This window comes from Paenibacillus glycanilyticus (genome assembly GCF_051200795.1).
Lineage (GTDB): Bacteria > Bacillota > Bacilli > Paenibacillales > Paenibacillaceae > Pristimantibacillus > Pristimantibacillus glycanilyticus.
In genome coordinates, this window is the sequence record NZ_CP195155.1 from 6,604,487 (window position 1) to 6,621,428 (window position 16,942).

The 16,942-nt window shown below is 51.1% G+C and carries 16 protein-coding genes; 5 read left to right on the forward strand and 11 right to left on the reverse strand.

Features of this window, described 5'->3' with window-relative positions:
• Positions 1-9: 9 nt before the first annotated feature.
• A complete protein-coding gene (locus ACR9FF_RS29820; RefSeq protein ID WP_435167835.1) occupies positions 10-816 on the reverse strand; it encodes a creatininase family protein in 807 nt (268 codons plus the stop codon).
• A gap of 255 nt (positions 817-1,071) precedes the next feature.
• Between ACR9FF_RS29820 and ACR9FF_RS29825 the strand changes: the two genes are divergently transcribed.
• Complete coding sequence (locus ACR9FF_RS29825) at positions 1,072-1,857, forward strand: DeoR/GlpR family DNA-binding transcription regulator (RefSeq protein ID WP_435167838.1); 786 nt, start codon at positions 1,072-1,074, stop codon at positions 1,855-1,857.
• Between the two features lie 50 nt (positions 1,858-1,907).
• Here ACR9FF_RS29825 and ACR9FF_RS29830 read toward each other — a convergent pair whose 3' ends face one another.
• The 6 genes from ACR9FF_RS29830 to ACR9FF_RS29855 all read right to left on the reverse strand — a co-directional run bounded on the left by ACR9FF_RS29830 (position 1,908) and on the right by ACR9FF_RS29855 (position 6,286).
• On the reverse strand, positions 1,908-2,390 hold the full coding sequence (locus tag ACR9FF_RS29830; protein ID WP_201002941.1) for a GyrI-like domain-containing protein: 483 nt from the start codon (positions 2,388-2,390) through the stop codon (positions 1,908-1,910).
• A gap of 114 nt (positions 2,391-2,504) precedes the next feature.
• Positions 2,505-3,164, reverse strand: a complete 660-nt coding sequence (locus ACR9FF_RS29835) for a hypothetical protein (protein WP_435167842.1) — start codon at positions 3,162-3,164, stop codon at positions 2,505-2,507.
• A 21-nt stretch (positions 3,165-3,185) separates the two neighbouring features.
• Positions 3,186-3,992 carry an aminoglycoside N(3)-acetyltransferase gene (locus tag ACR9FF_RS29840; RefSeq protein WP_435167844.1) on the reverse strand — a complete coding sequence of 269 codons (807 nt, stop codon included), beginning with the start codon at positions 3,990-3,992 and terminating at the stop codon, positions 3,186-3,188.
• Complete coding sequence (locus tag ACR9FF_RS29845; protein ID WP_435167847.1) at positions 3,992-4,834, reverse strand: TIGR02452 family protein; 843 nt, start codon at positions 4,832-4,834, stop codon at positions 3,992-3,994. Before ACR9FF_RS29845 ends, ACR9FF_RS29840 begins: the two co-directional genes overlap by 1 nt.
• A complete protein-coding gene (locus tag ACR9FF_RS29850; RefSeq protein ID WP_435167850.1) occupies positions 4,824-5,396 on the reverse strand; it encodes an NADAR family protein in 573 nt (190 codons plus the stop codon). Before ACR9FF_RS29850 ends, ACR9FF_RS29845 begins: the two co-directional genes overlap by 11 nt.
• Positions 5,393-6,286: an NUDIX hydrolase gene (locus ACR9FF_RS29855; protein ID WP_435167853.1), complete on the reverse strand. Its 894-nt coding sequence runs from the start codon at positions 6,284-6,286 to the stop codon at positions 5,393-5,395. Before ACR9FF_RS29855 ends, ACR9FF_RS29850 begins: the two co-directional genes overlap by 4 nt.
• 184 nt (positions 6,287-6,470) lie before the next feature.
• Between ACR9FF_RS29855 and ACR9FF_RS29860 the strand changes: the two genes are divergently transcribed.
• Entirely contained in the window at positions 6,471-6,965 is a 495-nt protein-coding gene (locus tag ACR9FF_RS29860) for an 8-oxo-dGTP diphosphatase (protein WP_127494854.1), read from the forward strand.
• Positions 6,966-7,261: 296 nt separating this feature from the next.
• Positions 7,262-8,539: a serine--tRNA ligase gene (gene serS / locus ACR9FF_RS29865; RefSeq protein WP_201002954.1), complete on the forward strand. Its 1,278-nt coding sequence runs from the start codon at positions 7,262-7,264 to the stop codon at positions 8,537-8,539.
• Positions 8,540-8,907: 368 nt separating this feature from the next.
• Here the strand turns inward: serS and ACR9FF_RS29870 are convergent, their stop codons facing one another.
• The 4 genes from ACR9FF_RS29870 to ACR9FF_RS29885 are packed head-to-tail and all read right to left on the reverse strand — an operon-like array spanning position 8,908 to position 14,182.
• Complete coding sequence (locus ACR9FF_RS29870) at positions 8,908-9,564, reverse strand: ATP-binding protein (protein WP_435167858.1); 657 nt, start codon at positions 9,562-9,564, stop codon at positions 8,908-8,910.
• Positions 9,477-10,679 carry a PAS domain S-box protein gene (locus ACR9FF_RS29875; protein WP_435167861.1) on the reverse strand — a complete coding sequence of 401 codons (1,203 nt, stop codon included), beginning with the start codon at positions 10,677-10,679 and terminating at the stop codon, positions 9,477-9,479. The genes ACR9FF_RS29870 and ACR9FF_RS29875 overlap by 88 nt, the downstream gene beginning before the upstream one ends.
• Positions 10,651-11,493, reverse strand: coding sequence for a CheR family methyltransferase (locus ACR9FF_RS29880; protein ID WP_201002958.1), 843 nt, complete (start codon positions 11,491-11,493; stop codon positions 10,651-10,653). The genes ACR9FF_RS29875 and ACR9FF_RS29880 overlap by 29 nt, the downstream gene beginning before the upstream one ends.
• A 13-nt stretch (positions 11,494-11,506) precedes the next feature.
• Complete coding sequence (locus ACR9FF_RS29885; RefSeq protein WP_435167864.1) at positions 11,507-14,182, reverse strand: ATP-binding protein; 2,676 nt, start codon at positions 14,180-14,182, stop codon at positions 11,507-11,509.
• A gap of 238 nt (positions 14,183-14,420) precedes the next feature.
• Here ACR9FF_RS29885 and ACR9FF_RS29890 point away from each other — a divergent pair, with 238 nt between their 5' ends.
• The gene (locus tag ACR9FF_RS29890) at positions 14,421-15,896 is read left to right on the forward strand and encodes a circularly permuted type 2 ATP-grasp protein (RefSeq protein WP_127494844.1); all 1,476 of its coding nucleotides are present in this window, start codon (positions 14,421-14,423) and stop codon (positions 15,894-15,896) included.
• A gap of 30 nt (positions 15,897-15,926) precedes the next feature.
• Positions 15,927-16,889, forward strand: coding sequence for an alpha-E domain-containing protein (locus tag ACR9FF_RS29895; protein ID WP_317978921.1), 963 nt, complete (start codon positions 15,927-15,929; stop codon positions 16,887-16,889).
• The last annotated feature ends 53 nt before the right edge of the window (positions 16,890-16,942 follow it).

Sequence of the window (16,942 nt, forward strand, 5' to 3'; positions counted from 1 at the left end):
AATCCCCCCCTATTCGCTCTTCAGTGATGCCATACCAAACGATGCAATATGCAGCAGTGCCTCCGCCAGGAGCGGCCCGGCCGTCTCCAGCATCGCTGCCCCTCTATCCGGCGTAGCTTTGGTGGCGTCTCCCGCTACTCCGCTGCCCGAAATATCGTCCATTACCCAAGCAAAGGACCGCGACCGGAACGAAAAATAGCGGGAATCCGGGAACCACGGCATCTCGCGGGGCGCAAGCTCCGCGTGAACCCAGCCCGGGCATGTCGCCATAACAAGAGACGTTTCCACGTCGCCGGCATGAATGCCGCATGCTTTTTCCGCTTCATCCGTAAAGGAATCGCTGTAACCGACTGCGCCGGGATCCAGCCGGTAGACCTCAAGCCCCGTCGCTATCCGGATTTCCCTCGCCATCATTCCAAGCAGATCCGCATTGCCGCCATGCGTATTAAAGAGCAGCAGCTTGCGGAAGCCGCTTCGGGCGAGTGAAGAAGAGATATCCTCCAGTACCGCCATTAATGTCTTGGCCGACAGGGTAATGGTCCCCGGATGGCCGGCATGCTCGGTGCTTTTTCCGTAACTCACTGATGGCAGCAGCCAGATGGACGAATCTTCGGGCAAATGCTCGAAAGCCTTAGCCAGCATCGCTTCGCCAAGCAGCGTATCCGTAAACACCGGCATATGCGGACCATGCTGCTCCACCGCGCCAACGGGCAACACAAGCAGTACATCGTCTTTGTTCATGGCCGCAATCTCTTTGGTCGTCAATCTTGGCAGGAAACGGCGGTCATAAGCTTCTCCCTGATAACGAAAGAACATGAAACGCTCACCTCTTCATAAAATATAATGTGAAGTTAAATGACACATAAACGACGGACGGCAACGATTTTCATGAGGGTCTAGCAAATTTTCTGAATTTTAAGTAAACTAAAGTCACACTTAAGTAACACGAAATAACCTCATATTCACCTTATATCACACAAACGAAAGTTTGTATACAGAATTTTCACACAATTGAACAAATACATAACATGTTGAGTTAGAATTGAGGCAGCTAATAGGAGGAGATCATTTATGCTCATCGGAACACGTCGTCACGAAATTATGATACTACTGGATTCAAAGCCGCAGTTAACGATCCTCGAGCTTGCCGAGCAGTTTAACGTCTCCAAGATGACGATTCGCCGCGACCTCGATCTTCTGCAATCGGAAGGTAAAATTCAGCGCTTCCATGGAGGCGCCGTCAAGGTAAAACGGTTCATGGGCGCCAAATACGAGCAGCGGGCAAACGAGCATAAGGCGGAGAAGCTGGCTATTGCCAAGGAAGCCGCCAAGCATATTCAGGATGGCATGAGCATTATTCTGGATGCAGGGACAACCGTGGCTTCCATGGTGGATGAACTGGAGAGGTTCAAAGGGCTTAAGATCATAACCCGTGATCTGCATACGGCTCTGATGCTGTCCAATGAGGAGAGATTCGGCAGCTTCGACGTGTATTGCACGGGAGGAAGAATAAGCAAATGGGCGTATAGCCTGGACGGCTTTTATGCGGAGAAAATGCTGCAGTCGCTGACTGTCGATGCCGCATTCCTGACTTGCGAGGCCGTCTCTTTGACGAAAGGCGCCATGGCTTGGTCTCCGAACCTTGTCGGCGTCCGGCAGACCACCATGGAGACTGCGGGCAAAACGATTCTGCTGGCCGATTCCACCAAGTTCAGCTACAATTCGCTTGCGATTTTCGCATCCCTGGATGAGTTTGACGAGATTATTACCGACAGCCGTCTGGATGAGTATGAAGTAGCATCGTATCGCAAATCCGGCCTGCCGTTAACGATAGTATCCGCCATTGCCAGGGGATAAAATTAAAAGCCTCCGCAGACAAGATCTGCGGAGGCTCCGTAACCATAGCGTTATGCTTTTGGATCAACCGGTATCATAATCGTGAACTCCGGGTTTTTGGCGTAAGGATCCTGTGCCATCGGGTATTTCTCAAAATGAGTAACATCCCCTTTATGCAACGGATAACCCTGCTTCTCAATCCAGGCGAAAATGTTCGTATAAGAGGAGTCGATATTGTCTTCCTTCTTGTGCTCGGTCATGGCATAAGTCAGAGCCGGAACGGTTACGCTGTCCATACCTTCAGGAACATCCTCCACCCGTTCGACTTCGAGAGCCGCATAATGAATAAAGCTGTCGCCTTCATGATGATAGGATAAGCCGAGTAAAATGTCCGGGTGAACAACATGCCTGATTTCCGCTAACCTTCGAATCACTTCCGTCTGAACGGCACGGATGCCTCCCTCTCCCGCTTCCTCAAACGTTCCTTCCCACCTGATTCCGACCGCTTGGAAAGAGGGCTTGCTAACCAGGATGGCTTCAAAGACCTGATCCATTCCATCAACCTCCACAATAGAGTTACCCTTTTATTTTACAGGATATGGATTATAAAATCTGTATATTTAAAAAAGGCCGATCAACAGGGCTGAACGGCTTTTTTACATTATTTTCTATACGGTAATATCGCCTATGTAATACGCATAAATCCGTTCAATCGGTTTGAAATACAGATGCCCGTCTTCCCACGGTTGGAAATGCAGGTCCATTCTCGAGTCGCTCCAATTCTCCGGCGTTCCCTTTGTCTGGAGACGGCCGGGCACAACAGGCACCTCCGTCACATTCGGGAATTCCTGATAGCCGAACAGGAGATTCTCGTGGATTCCGATAATCTCGTACTTGGGACCAAAGAACGCCCGCTCCTCCTGAAGCTGGTAATGGTAATACACGTAGCTGCCAATCATCTCCGGCTTCAGATGGGCAACGCGCCCCACTCTCTTCTCCACCGGATTCTTGCGAAACCAATGCTCCCGATCGGCAGGTTCGTTAAAGTGAAAGACATCCATCATCCGAATCCATTTGCGGGGCTCAACCAGTCCCGGCCAATCCTTCAAATAAGGCTCCGCCGCACCGGCAACTTCCTCTGGGGCCAGCTTGCCGTCCATGCATTCATAGTAAAGAAAGAGATTATGATTCCAATAAAAAGCCGATGCCGTCATCAAACGCCCCTGCTTCACGAGGCGGATAACCTGCTCATCCTGCTGCAGGGCCGCTATGCCTTCCTCCTGAAGTCCGTCCTTCCATGCTGCCCTGAACATCAATCTTTCGATCATATCGCCAGCCCCGTTCTCCCTTTAAGTGATTTGCCGATGCTTAGGCAGCCACTGAACCGCGGCATCAACCGCTGTCGTCATCTCAAACAGCTTGCAGTCGGCTTGGCCTACCTTGCCATGCTGAACTTCGCTATGGAATTGCGCGCCAAACTCGTCGAAATCACCCGAGTCATACGCGTAATCCGTGAACCACTGCCAAGAACGTTCCCCATCGACCAGCATGGCCGTTCCCATCTTTTTCGTTGGCATGCGGTCAATCCTTGTCTCGGCAAGATGCAGGCTTGTACAGGAGTCGAAGCCTGCCCCAAGCAGCAGCACCTTTGCCCCTGCCGCATACAGCTTGCCAAGCGGGGACGCCTCCCCGAACTGGGGCGTTAGCGGATGGCCGGACACGATATATTCGGCATACTTGCCGTTCGCGCAAAAGGATACCTGAGGGTGCTCCGACCTTAACGTGCCCGGATAAGTCCGGAACAGCTCGGCAATACGCCCCATCCCCCGGGTTGGCGTTACAGCCGGATCAAAAGCAGGCATTTCGTTGTAAATCATCTCTAGCCATTCCTGCGGAACAGGGGGATTCCCCCACTCGGCAGGATCGCTCCAGTCTCCGCACTGCGCCGGCATGACCAGCGTGCCTTCAGCCCCAACGGCTTGCAGCAGAGCCTGCACAACCGCCTGCGGGCCGCCGCATACCCAGCCTAAGCTGGACATGGAGGAATGAACGAGAAGATGGTCCCCCTCCCGTATGCCTAGCTTACGCAGATTACGCACCATGCCGCTTACCGTTACCGGCAGCCGCGTTTGTTTTATAATGTCGTGTTCGCTCATTATGATCTTTGCTCCTTTACTCGAAACACCCGCTCAAAGGTGTTATAGCATTTACGGTCCTTTGACGTATCAAGTACGGCAAAGGTAATCGTCGAGAACCATGTGCCGTAACCTTCGGCTTCCAAAAGATCATGCCACCAATTTGCTACTTTTACCGGATCATTCCCGAATACGCCGCATCCATAAGCACCCAGAATGAGATTGGTATCCCCCTGATGGGCAAAAACAGCTAACGCCAGCCGCATGCGGTCTTTCATAACGCGTTCCGCTTGCAGCTTATTCTCGCCTTTCTGCACAACCTGCCCGTAGTTTACTGCCGGAAGAGTCAACACCGAGGCCCGTATAGGCTGACGAATAAGGTTAAATCGGGTATCCCTGAAAAATACAACATCAGGGGAATAAATCGCATGATCGGTGTACATCATGGATCGGCAAGCCCGGTTGGCAGAATAAAAGCGCTCATGACGCAGTTGCGTCCCGTATAATCCGCTTGATGCAGCCAAACTCTCCTCTTGTGCCATTGCACCGTTCAAAAATCCGCCGCCGGGATTCTTGGCGCTTGCAAAGTTAAGCACCCCGACCCGTTCGGCACCTGTTTCGGCATAGCGGATTATTGCTTGAACAGTAGCCTCATTCGTGACGTAAACAGATGGTTGGGACGCCCCCTTTACCGGCACCCGCAAATTACCGATTATGCTTACGCCCTCTTCCGGCGTAAAAAGCCGGCTTTTGTCCTCCGATAACTTCTGCGCTTCCCCTATGTTAACTCGAATGCCATTATAGTTGTAATAGCCTTGCTGCTGGATAAGTAGGGTCTCCTGTGCAATTTCTCTACGGTTCATGATTATCCCTTCTTTCGTTAAACAGTTCATCTCTGACTTCCATTAATGCAAATCCAAGCCAATTCTTTCCGCGCCATTCTAACGGATTTGCTGCATTGGAATCCGACTGCCCCATACCTATACCCCAAATCCTGTCGTGCGGGCTAGCTTCAACCAGGATGGAGTTATCCGTTGACTTTAGAAATAGTCCAAGCAAAGCATTTTGCGAGAATTTAGCAAGGTTCCCTTTCTTCACAATCGCGAAGCAGCGGCTTTCCCACACGGATTTATCAAAGTTTTTCACTGCCCGGCCAAAAGCCTTCATCTCTTTCGGGCCACTTGCTTGCAGGATTGCGGCCAACATCTCCCCATCCTGAAACAGCCGCGCTTTTTCCGCCATCATATATTGCTCGGAGCATGAATACGGAACCCCATCGATAACGAATGGGCTTATCCACCATTGGCTTAAGCAGCTTTTGTCAATCTTTCCGGGTTCGCAAGGCGTGTGCCCCCAGAAGAACAGAAACGTGCCCCTTTTGCCAGCAGCATGTTCCTTCTGCAATTGTTCCACGCTGTATTTCATTGGAATCCCTCCATCTTTCTTCGATAGAGGCGGGATGGGCGATGACCGGAGTTTTCCGTATAGTGATCGGTTTCCGTCACGATATCCGCAATCTTGCGCCGAAACGCCGCCTTTAGAAGCTCTTTATCCAAAATAACCTCATACACCTGCTGCAGCTCCGTTAGCGTAAACAGCTTAGGCATGAGATGAAGGGCTATATCGGTATAATTCACCTTGCCTCTCAAACGTTCGATGGCATAGGCAATGATCTTGGCATGATCGAAAGCTAATCCGTCGTTGCTCACTATGCTGTAAGCGGTTTTTGTTGCTGCCTCCGTAACGGTATCCGTACGCTCCACCATTGCCGTCAGCTCTGCATAATCGGAACTCAGAAGGAGTTCATACTGCAGCGTCCTTGCATATCCGCCCTCAAAAAACTCCTTTTGCTCCCTGATCAGCCGGTACGATACTTTAAACCATGCAGCGTTCGCCGCATCGTCTCCTGCCTTCAGCTCTAACTTTTCGCTATTCACCAGTGCCATGTAAGAGCAGCTCATGACCCAAGTTCGTGGATCCCGGCCGATATCGCTAAACGTATATAATTGCTCCAAATAAACGTTATCGACTCCCGTCTCCTCGCGGAGCTCCCTGACCGCAGCCTCTTCCGTTGATTCGTGTGGCCGTACAAAACCGCCAGGCAATGCCCATTGCCCCAGAAACGGATGACCGCCCCGCTGAATAAGCAGCAACCTAAGCTCCTTCTCGGGCAGTTTGCGGTAATTGCCTTCCTCCGTTTGGGTTACCGTAAAAATAACCATGTCCGCAGCAACCGAAGGGCGCTCATAATCCCCCGGCTTATACTGCTCCATAAATTCGCGCTCGGTTAATCCATTTGAATCGAGCCTTTCCAAGCTGCTCACACCCTTATTTATTCTTATGTATATTTTGATAATAACAATTTGTTACTAACAAATATAGCAGAGCGGATTCCTGTCCGGCAAGGGTAAACTTATTTATAACTAAAATAGGAGTACCGCATAGGCACTGTGGTACAATAAATCTATCAATCCTAGATAGAATAGGCGGCGGCACAGCATGTCCATTACCTATAAAATGTATACGATGTGTATGGTTCAAGATAAGGATAAGGTACTTTTAATCAATAGGCCAGACCAAAAGGGTTTTCCCGGTTATATCGCCCCCGGCGGCAAGGTGGATTTCCCGGAAAGCCTCGTGAATGGCGCCATCCGCGAAGTACGGGAAGAAACCGGCTTAATCGTAAAGGACATCATCTATAAAGGCCTCGAGGAATTTTGCGATCCCACCACGAACCTGAGATATATGGTCTTCAACTACCTGGCGACTTCGTTTGAAGGCACGCTGCTCGAGAGCCCTCCCGAAGGCGAGCTGCTCTGGGTGAACAAGGATGAAGCCTTAAAGCTTCCGATGCAAAGCTGGTTTGCCCGCCGGTTCCCGCTTTTCTTCCAGGAGGGGACGTTTGAACTGAGTTACGTGTGGGATGAGAAGGTAAGAGAAACGTTGGATAAAACCGAGCGCTTCTACTCTCTTGCCCCTGTTCAGCAGCATTAACCCGCAGGTTTTTAAATTCGCACTTGAATAAAAATAGCAGCATAAGCTATACTAGTAAAAATTCAAACGAAATTAGGCCGATGAAGAGAATCCAACTCGGAGGCGTTCTCGTCAAGGGGAATTACCGTTCTCCCTAAGTAAACCGGACCCGCCCGTTACCGCGGAACTAAGTGGATTAAACCGTGGTAAAGCGGTTTAATCAATTTGGGTGGCACCGCGAGAATACAAGCGCTCTTCGTCCCAATCGGATGATTAGAGCGCTTTTTTGTATTCTTATTGAAGAGGAGCGAGTTGCCATGCTAGACATCAAGTGGATCAGAAACAACCGGGAAGAGGTTCAAACGGTCGCAGACCGGAAAGGGATCGCAATCTCCATTTCGCAGCTTGTGGAGGTGGACGATGCGCGGCGGAGACTGCAGCAGGACATTGAGGAGCTGCGTCAGGAACGGAATCAGACCATTCAAGAGATTAACCTATCCATTTATAGCAGCGAAGAGAAGGATGTGGAGCAGAAAAAGCTTCACATGAAAGAAATTAACCAACGCATCGCCAGCCTGGAGACAGAGCAGAGAGCCGTTCAAGCCGAGTACGCGGACCTTATGCAGGTTGTTCCGAACATCGTATCGCCGGACACGCCGATCGGAAAGTCGGATCAGGATAATGTCGAGGTAAGAAGAGTTGGCGAGCCGCCGGGCTTTGGCTTTGAAATCAAGGATCACGTAAAGCTTGGCGAGCTTCACCAAATGATTAACATCCCCCGCGGGGTCAAAACGGCCGGGAGCCGCAACTATTATTTGACCGGAGCCGGAGCTGCCCTGCACCGTGCCGTACAGCAGCTTGCGCTCGATTTGCTTATGGCCAGAGGCTTCACCCTGCTGGAGGTACCGCTGATGGTGCGCAAGGAAGCCCTGTTTAATACCGGCTTCTTCCCGCTTGGAGAGGAGCAGACCTACCGGATCGATGGCGGCGACAAATACCTGGTTGGCACGTCGGAGGTTCCCCTTATCTCGTTCTACGATAATGAAATCGTGGATGTCAGCAAGCCGATTCGACTGGCAGCCGCCTCGACCTGCTTCCGCAGCGAGGTGGGCTCGGCGGGCAAGGATGTGCATGGTTTATACCGGGTTCATCAGTTCTCGAAGGTCGAGCAAGTCATTATTTGCGAGGATAGCATAGAGGCATCGGAGCGGATGCTGCAAGAGATTACGCAAAATGCGGAGGATCTTCTGCAGCAGCTTGAGCTTCCTTATCGCGTTATGGCGGTATGCACGGGAGATATGTCGCAAAAAACCTATAAGCAATTCGACATCGAGACCTGGATGCCAAGCCGCCAAGCTTACGGCGAGACCCATTCGTCGTCGAACCTGCTCGACTTCCAGGCGCGCCGCTCGAACATCCGCTACCGGGATGCCCACGGCAAGCTAAGATTTTGCCATACTCTTAATAACACGGCTGTTGCTTCGCCGCGGATCCTCATCCCTCTGCTGGAAACTCATCAGGAGGAGGATGGATCGATCCGTATTCCGGAGGCCTTGCGCAAGTACATGAACGGGATGAAGAAGCTTCAGCTGTAGGGGAGGTCAAGCAGGCTGCAGGCTAGCTGGGGGACGTTGCACGAAATACAATATATTTGCCTGTTTTGCTTTGAGCGACTAAATTATGCTGTACGGAATGCATGATATTTCGCCGATTTGAGCCTAGCCAGGCTAACTTTCTCTAATATCCTGCAGTCCGAGCAGGATATTTCCTTTTACCAGACTAATTCGCCCCATTATGCTGCACTTTGTACAACGTTGGCGAATTGCTTCACTTCAAGCAACTAGTCATATAGCGTTCCCCGAGGATAACCGTTGACGATAACGCAGGCGGCGTGCTGCCGCACAAGCGCAAAAAAGACCATACCTCCCTGCCACGCAGGAGGTATGGTCTTTTCCCCATAAGATTACAAACTAAAATGCACAAAAAACGTCGTGCCCTGCTCGCCGGTCTGCACCTTAATGACGGCGTCATGCCGGGCGGCAATGCCGTAGCAGACAGATAAGCCAAGGCCAGTGCCGCTAGCCTTGGTGCTGAAGAACGGCGTTCCCAGCTTCGCAAGAAACTCTTCCTTAATGCCGCCGCCTTGATCCTTGACCTCCATAACGACCTGCTTGCTGTCCGAGTAAGTCCTGATTTTCAAACGACCGCCCAAAGGCATCGCATCCAGACCGTTTAATACCAGATTAAGCACCAGCTGGCGAATCTCCTTCTCATCGAGCTGAATCGGCGGGCATTCTCCCAGATCGAGGGAAATATCATGATTGCCGGTTAACGCTTTCGACTGAATGAGCGGGTACAGCGTCTCGATTACCGTATTAATGTGCTTCGAGCTGCGTCTGGTTGGAGCCTGTGCGCCCACGGATAGAAACTCCGTCACAATATTATGTACCCGGTCCAGCTCTTCAATCATAATGTCGGTGTATTCCTTCGACGGATTGTTTCTCGACAGCTGAAGGAAGCCCCGGACGGTCGTCATCGGGTTGCGGATTTCATGCACGATACCCGCAGCCATCTCCCCTGTAATATTAAGCCGGTCGAGACGGGTAATCTCCTTTTCCAAAACACGCGTTCCGAAATATCCGTTACCACGCTGAGCAGGCAGTCCTCGCCATGAACCTGCATAACTTCGCTCGAAAGTAATCCATCCCGCAGGTCCCCCGTCTTCGTCATGTACCGAATCCGAATATTACGCGCCGGCTGCCATGGATCATGACGTTCAGCCCCCTTATCGTCCGAGTCTACAATATATTGAAGCATGTCCGCCGATTGATTAATGACTTCATTCCCTTCATAGCCCATCGCTTGCAGCAGGCTCTCGTTCACATTGATATAACGCTTATCCTTTAATGATCTCAAGGCGATTAAGCAAGGAGTCGTGTCAAAAATTTTGCGAAACCGCTCCTCCTCCATCATCTTGCGGTCGGTCACATCGCGGATCGAGCAGACGAAAAGCTGCTTCCCCACAATACTTGTCTTTCCGATCTGAACATCCACGGGGAAAGGGATCGTATCTTTGCGCAGCGCCGTTGTCTCGATTAATCTTGCGCCATGGTTCGTCTCGGCATGAAGGAAGGAGGACAGAGCCGGGACGATATCGTCGATTGGACGGCCCGTCAGCTTGTCCGGAGCATAACCAAACATTCTGGCTGCCGTGGGATTCAAGGTTTGCATAATGCCGGCTTCATCAACGGTGACAATGGTATCGTTCGAGGTTTCGCCAATGACCTTCAACAGTTCATTCTGCAGCTTGATATGCTCCTGGTATTGATACAGCTGAACGAAGGCTTCGATTTTCATTTTTAACGTTTCGGCATGGTAAGGCTTGAAAATATAATCGATCGCCCCCACCGAATAGCCATGCTTAACATGCTCGGCCGCCTGACTAATCGCCGTAATAAAGATAATGGGCACATGCTTCGAGCGTTCTCTCATCTTGATCAGGCTGGCGGTTTCGAAGCCGTTCATCCCTGGCATCTGGACATCAAGCAAAATAACGGCGAAGTCGGTCGTCAGCACATGCCGCAGCGCTTCCTCGCCGGAATGTGCGGAGTACAGACTATAGTTGGGGGAAGCCAGAATCGCTTCAAGAGCAATCAAATTTTCCGGACGGTCGTCGACCATCAGAATATTCACCTTGGATACGGCGCTATTTAACTTTGCGGTAAAGTTTCTCATTTGCTTCCATCTCCTTGTAACAGTCTGTGAAGCTGGTAAAGGTTATGCTCTCCTTATGCCCCAGACCAAGGAAACCGGAAGGGGACAAGCTCTCGTAAAACAATTCATGCACGCGGTTCTGCAAATAAGAGTTAAAGTAAATCATGACATTGCGGCAAATAATGACATGGAATTCGTTAAAGGACTCGTCTACCGCCAGATTATGCTGGGCGAACGTAATCTTCTCCCCTAGAAAAGGACGGAATTCCGCGCGGCCGCTCGTAACCGATACGTATTCCTTGATCGATTTCCTGCCGCCTGACTGCGCGTAATTATGGGAATACGAGGCCAAGCGGTCGAGAGGAAAGGACCCCAGCTTGGCTTCCTCAATAACCGCTTCGTTCATATCGGTCGCGTAAATTCTTGTCTTCTCCAGCAGTCCTTCCTCATGCAGCAGCATCGCCATGGAGTAGGCTTCTTCTCCGGTCGAACAACCCGCATGCCAGATGCGGATGCGGGGATAATCCTTCAGCTGCGGAACTACCTTGTCCCGGAATGTCTTGAAGAAGCTGGGGTCGCGGAACATCTCGGTAACATTGATGGAAAAGTCATTAGCTAGCCGATTGAACGCCTGCCGGTCATGCAGCACCTTTTCCTGCAGGCCGGAAATCGTCCTCAGACGTTCCGTCCGAATCCGATTCCATACTCTTCGGCGGATCGTCGGCATTACATAGTTCCGGAAATCAACCCCGTAATACCGATACAACGCCTCCAGCAGCAGTTCAATCTCGAGCTGCTCAAGTTCATCCATTGGTTCCTTCTCATTCGTACACATGACGCCTTACCACCTATCTGCTCAGCCAAGAATGGATGCGGGCAAACAGCTGCTCCAGCTTGACGGGCTTGCTCATGTAATCGGATGCGCCTGCTTCCAGGCATTTGTCCTTATCGTCCTTCATCGCTTTGGCCGTTAAGGCAATAATCGGAAGATCGCCAAAGCCCGGCATTTGCCGCAGCGTGCGCATAGTCTCGTAGCCATCCATTTCAGGCAGCATAATATCCATCAGGATAAGATCCACGTCCGGATGTTCCTTCAACACTTTTAAGCACGAAAGTCCATTCTCGGCAAAAAGCACTTCTACTTGCTTGCTCTCAAGGGCGATGGTAGTGGCATAAATGTTCCTCATATCGTCGTCCACAATCAATACTTTTTTGCCTATCCAGACCGCATCGTCCAAGCCGGCGTCAGCGCTTTCCGGCCCTCTAGCTCTTTCCGGCTCCATGAGCTCGGCGATGGCCGCGGCGGATTCCTGCTGAACGATGGATGAGCCGCCCACGCTCTCGGACGCCTCTTCACTCGGAAGAGTCAGCGTGAATACACTTCCTTTACCCGGCACGCTGGTTACATGAATGGTGCCGCCCAGCAGCTGCGCCATATTGATGCTGATCGAGAGACCAAGCCCCGTGCCGCCGTACTTCCGGTTGGTCGTTCCGTCCGCCTGCTGGAAAGCCTGAAAGATCAGCTCTTGCTTCTCCCTCGGGATGCCGATACCGGTATCGATGATTGAGAAGCCGATGCTTCCTTTTGCACGCGATCCCGACTGCGCATAGTGAATATGCAGCTTTACCTCGCCCCGTTCGGTAAATTTAAAAGCGTTCGAGAGCAGGTTTTTAATAATTTGCATTAACCGCTGCTCATCCGTGTATAGCGACTGCGGCAGATCGGCATCGACTACCGTCTTAAACGAAAGTCCCTTCTGATGGGCTACGGGAAGGAATTGCTGCTCGGCGAACTCACTAATCTCATGAAGACAAACTTTGCCGTGCACGAGATCGATTTTGCCCGCTTCCACCTTCGCCAAATCGAGAATGTCGTTAATCAGCTGCAGCAGGTCATTGCCTGATTGATGAATGGTATGGGCGTACTTCACTTGATGATCGTTTAGGTTGCCTTCGGTATTGGTCGCCAGAATGTTGGACAAGATCAACAAACTGTTCAGCGGAGTCCGAAGCTCATGAGACATATTCGCCAGAAACTCAGATTTGTACTGCGAGCTGAGCGACAGCTGCCTGGCCTTCTCCTCCAGCTGGGTCTTCGTCTTCTCCAGCTCTTTTGTCTTCTGCTCGGAATTCTTGTTCTGTTCCTCCAGCTTCTCGTTAATGCCTCTCAGCTCTTCCGACTGGGTCTGCAGTTCTTCCGTCAGCACCTGCGATTCCGCCAGCAGCTGCTCGACCTGCATGCGTCCCTGCAGACTGCTAAGCACGCTTCCCAAGTGAGTGGATACCTGCTGCAGCAGCGATTGCTGGATTGGAGTAAAGGTGCCGAACGACGCCAGTTCCATGACGGCGATAACCTGCCCTTCGAACTGAACCGGCATAATGAGCAGGCTTGCAGGCGACGCCTTCCCTAATCCGGATGTGATTTGAATGTAATTGTCGGGTACATTGGTCAGCAGAATGGTGCGGCTCTCCAAGGCAGCTTGTCCGACAAGCCCTTCTCCGTTCCGGAAGAAGTCTACACCGATAGCCGAATGCTGGTACGCATAAGATGCCAATCTATTCAGCTGGTGGCGCCGGCCCGTGCCGTCTTTCAGATAAAACACGCCATAGCTGGCATCAACCAGCGGGGTAATCGCCGTAATAAACAGCTGAGCCAGAGACTCCAGGTTATTAACGCCTTGGAACCGGGTCGCCATATCGGCAACATTCGTCTCAAGCCAGCGCTGCTCCTGCTCCAGAATGGAGTACTTATTCAGCGTAATCGCCATTTCATTAAAGGACCGGGCGATATCTCCGATCTCGTCTTGGGATCGAACTTCAATATGCGGGATATTTGAGGATGTTTTGGAATCATGATTAAATCCGGTAATAACGCTCGTAATTCTGAAGAGATTGCTCGTGATGCGGTGTGATAGCAGGAGTCCGATAAGCAGGGTTAACAGAAAGGTAATAACCGTAAGAATAGCCGTCAAGGTGTTAACGAAATTAACCATGGAGGCGTTCTTTTTCCGGTCCTCTTCCAGCAGCTGCTGCTGGTATTTCACAAACTTTTGGGAGAGCGGCCCTAACTGCTCGCCTAACGGGAGTGTCGTTGTTTTGAAATAAGCCAAAGCGGCCGCCTCATCATGATTCTTCTCCAGGTTGGCCAGCAGCTCTTCAGAGCTTCTTACAAAAGAAGCATCGTTATTCGCCAGCTCCTGAAAGGATTCCTTCCCCTCCGGCCGGACGATTAGATCCTCCACCTCGCCGATAAGTCCGGTCATTGCGGTATTCGACGTCCGCAGCTCCTCCATAAACTCGGGATCCTGCGTCAGCAGATAACCTCTTAAACTGTTGGTCTGCTGCACGGCCAAGTACTGAATCTCCGTTGCTTTATTCAGGACGGCTACCCGCTGGTCTATGAGATTATCGAAGGAATGATTCAGTTTGTCGTTGTAAATGTACGCGGTTATGTTCACCGCAGCCACAAAAAAAGCAACGGATAAGAAGCTGATCAGCAGCTTGCTTCGAATCGTAAACCTCATGCATGCACCTCACTTTTTATTTCCTATATCTTACTATCCCAGCAAAGAAGTGAATATAGCAAAAATTAGAAGTAAACATGCAAAATCAAATTGTCACAAAATAGACACATTTAAGCAAGGGGTTTCGACATACATCCAGTGACCCTCTGCTCTATACTTGCTGTGTTATCCAAATGTTAGTTAAAGTGACACTCTAATAGATGGACCAAGGAATAAAAACAATGGAGGGATATGAATCATGGCCATGCTAATGATGAAGGATAACATGAACCAGCTCTTCGCTGATTACGAGCATCCGGCTTTTTACGATGAGATGTTCGAGGGGCGGGGAAAAGGCAGGATTCACTATGGGACAATGCTGCAACGGCTGGCCAAAATGGGGCTGGAAGAGTTAAAGTCCCGCGACGCTTTGATGCAGGAGGAAATGGTTACGCAAGGAATTACCTTTACTTTATATAGCAACAATCCCGAGGATTCCTCCCGGGAAAGAACGATTCCTTTCGACCTGCTGCCGAGAATGATTACTTCCGAGGATTGGGCTCATCTAAGCCAAGGAATCCAGCAGAGGGTTAAAGCGTTAAACCTTTTTATATGGGATATCTATCATGAGCAGAGCATCCTGTCAGACGGGCTCATTCCAAGCGACATGATTCTGAACAACCCTTATTATGTGCCCGAGATGGTTGGCGTCGATGTTCCGGGCGGCGTGTACATTCCTTTATCCGGCATCGATATTATCCGCGGTAAATCCGGCGAGTATTACGTACTCGAAGATAACCTGAGAACACCGTCCGGCCTGTCTTATGTCTATAAGAACCGGGCTTTAATGACAAGCTTGTTCCCGGAATTATTTTTCGATTATCGGGTCCGCAGCATTGATCGCGGCATGAATGCCCTGCTTGGCAGTCTCCGCAGCCTGGCTCCCCATTCCAAGCCAGACCCTCTTGTTGTCCTGCTGACCCCCGGTATTTATAACTCCGCCTATTATGATCACTGCTTCCTGGCGCAGGAAATGGGGATCGGGCTGGTTCAAGGCAATGACCTGATCGTGAAGGACCGAATCGTATATATGAAAAGCCGCCAGGGACTGCGGCAAGTAGATGTCATTTACCGGCGTATCGATGACGAATTTCTCGATCCGCAGGTATTCCGCAAAGACTCCTTGCTTGGCGTACCGGGACTAATGGACGCGTACCTTGCCGGCAATGTCGCGCTGGCCAATGCTCCGGGAACCGGAATTGCCGACGATAAAGCGGTATATGCCTTCGTGCCGGATATGATCCGCTATTACCTGAAGGAAGAGCCCATACTGAATAACGTGCCAACCTATATCCTGACACGGCCCCATGAAAGAGAATATGTCCTTTCCCGCCTCTCCGATATGGTTGTCAAAGAGCGGTCTTTGTCGGGCGGGTACGGCATGCTGATCGGCCCTACGGCTACGGAAGAAGAGATTAAAGCCTTCGCGGAGAAAATCGCCCGGCATCCGGAGCGCTATATCGCCCAACCTACGATAAAGCTGTCCTGCTGCCCTTCGCTGACTGACGGCCGCGTTGCTCCTCGGCACATCGATTTGCGTGCCTTTACGTTTATGGGCTCCGATTCGTCTTATGTGGTGCCCGGAGGCTTGACCCGCGTTGCCCTTCAGGAAGGCTCTCTTGTCGTGAATTCCTCGCAGGGCGGCGGAACGAAGGATACATGGGTGCTTGGATAATAACACCAACTAATGATGAGGTGATTTGAGATGATAAACCGCTATGCGGAATTATTGTTCCTGATCGGACGCTGCCTGGAACGGGCCGACAATTATGCCCGGATCATCAATATTTACTACAGCATGCGCCATGAGCTGATGGAAACCGACGAGGGCTACGCCTGGGAACGGCTTGCTTCCGCCGTCGGCCATACCCATGAGCTGAGCACTCCGGCCAATGAGTGGGTTGTCCTTCATGATCTGACCTTTGACCGGACGAATCCGGACAGCATCTTCTCCAGCATTCAGCAGGTTCGAAACCATATCCGCACTCTCCGCCCTTTGCTTCCGGGGGAGCTGTGGGATATCATAAACACCTTCTACTTATGGCTGAAGGAGCAGGACGTCAGCAAGCTGATGCTGCAATCTCCTTATCTGTTTTATAAACATATTAGCGAACAGCTGGCTCTGTTTAACGGCACTGCCGATGCCGCGATGGTCCGGGGACAGCATTGGAACTTCATTCAGACCGGCAAATTTGTGGAGCGGATGAACGGCACGGTCCGGATCATTCATTCCACCTACCGGAACATGAAGCAGGACGAGAAACTGCTGGATGAAGAGCTCCTCTATAACCGCTTCCTGGTTCTGCTGAAATCATGCGGCGGTTACGATGCCTTCCGCAAGTTTCATGCCCATCATGTTCGATTGACGGAGGTAACCGAGTTTCTTCTGCTCAATGCCGAATTCCCCCGTTCGATCCGGTTCGGCATTAATTCGCTTGCCAGCTATATTGAGAGAAATCCGCTGCTGCATCATTCGATAAAGAATTTGTCTATTCAGACCAGCGACGTGTTGTCGAGCATCCGGGCGGGCAGGCAGCGCCACGGCGAGAATATTACGGAAGAAGTATTGCTCCTCCTTCAGCAATTGCAGCTTACCGTTAGCGATCTTGGCCTGTTATTCGCCGATATCTGCTATCAGGAGGAAGCGCCGGTTACGGTAGAGGTTTGAAAGGGCTGCCAATAAGGATGGAAAGGAAATAGGAGCAGCTGTGCGAACAGCTG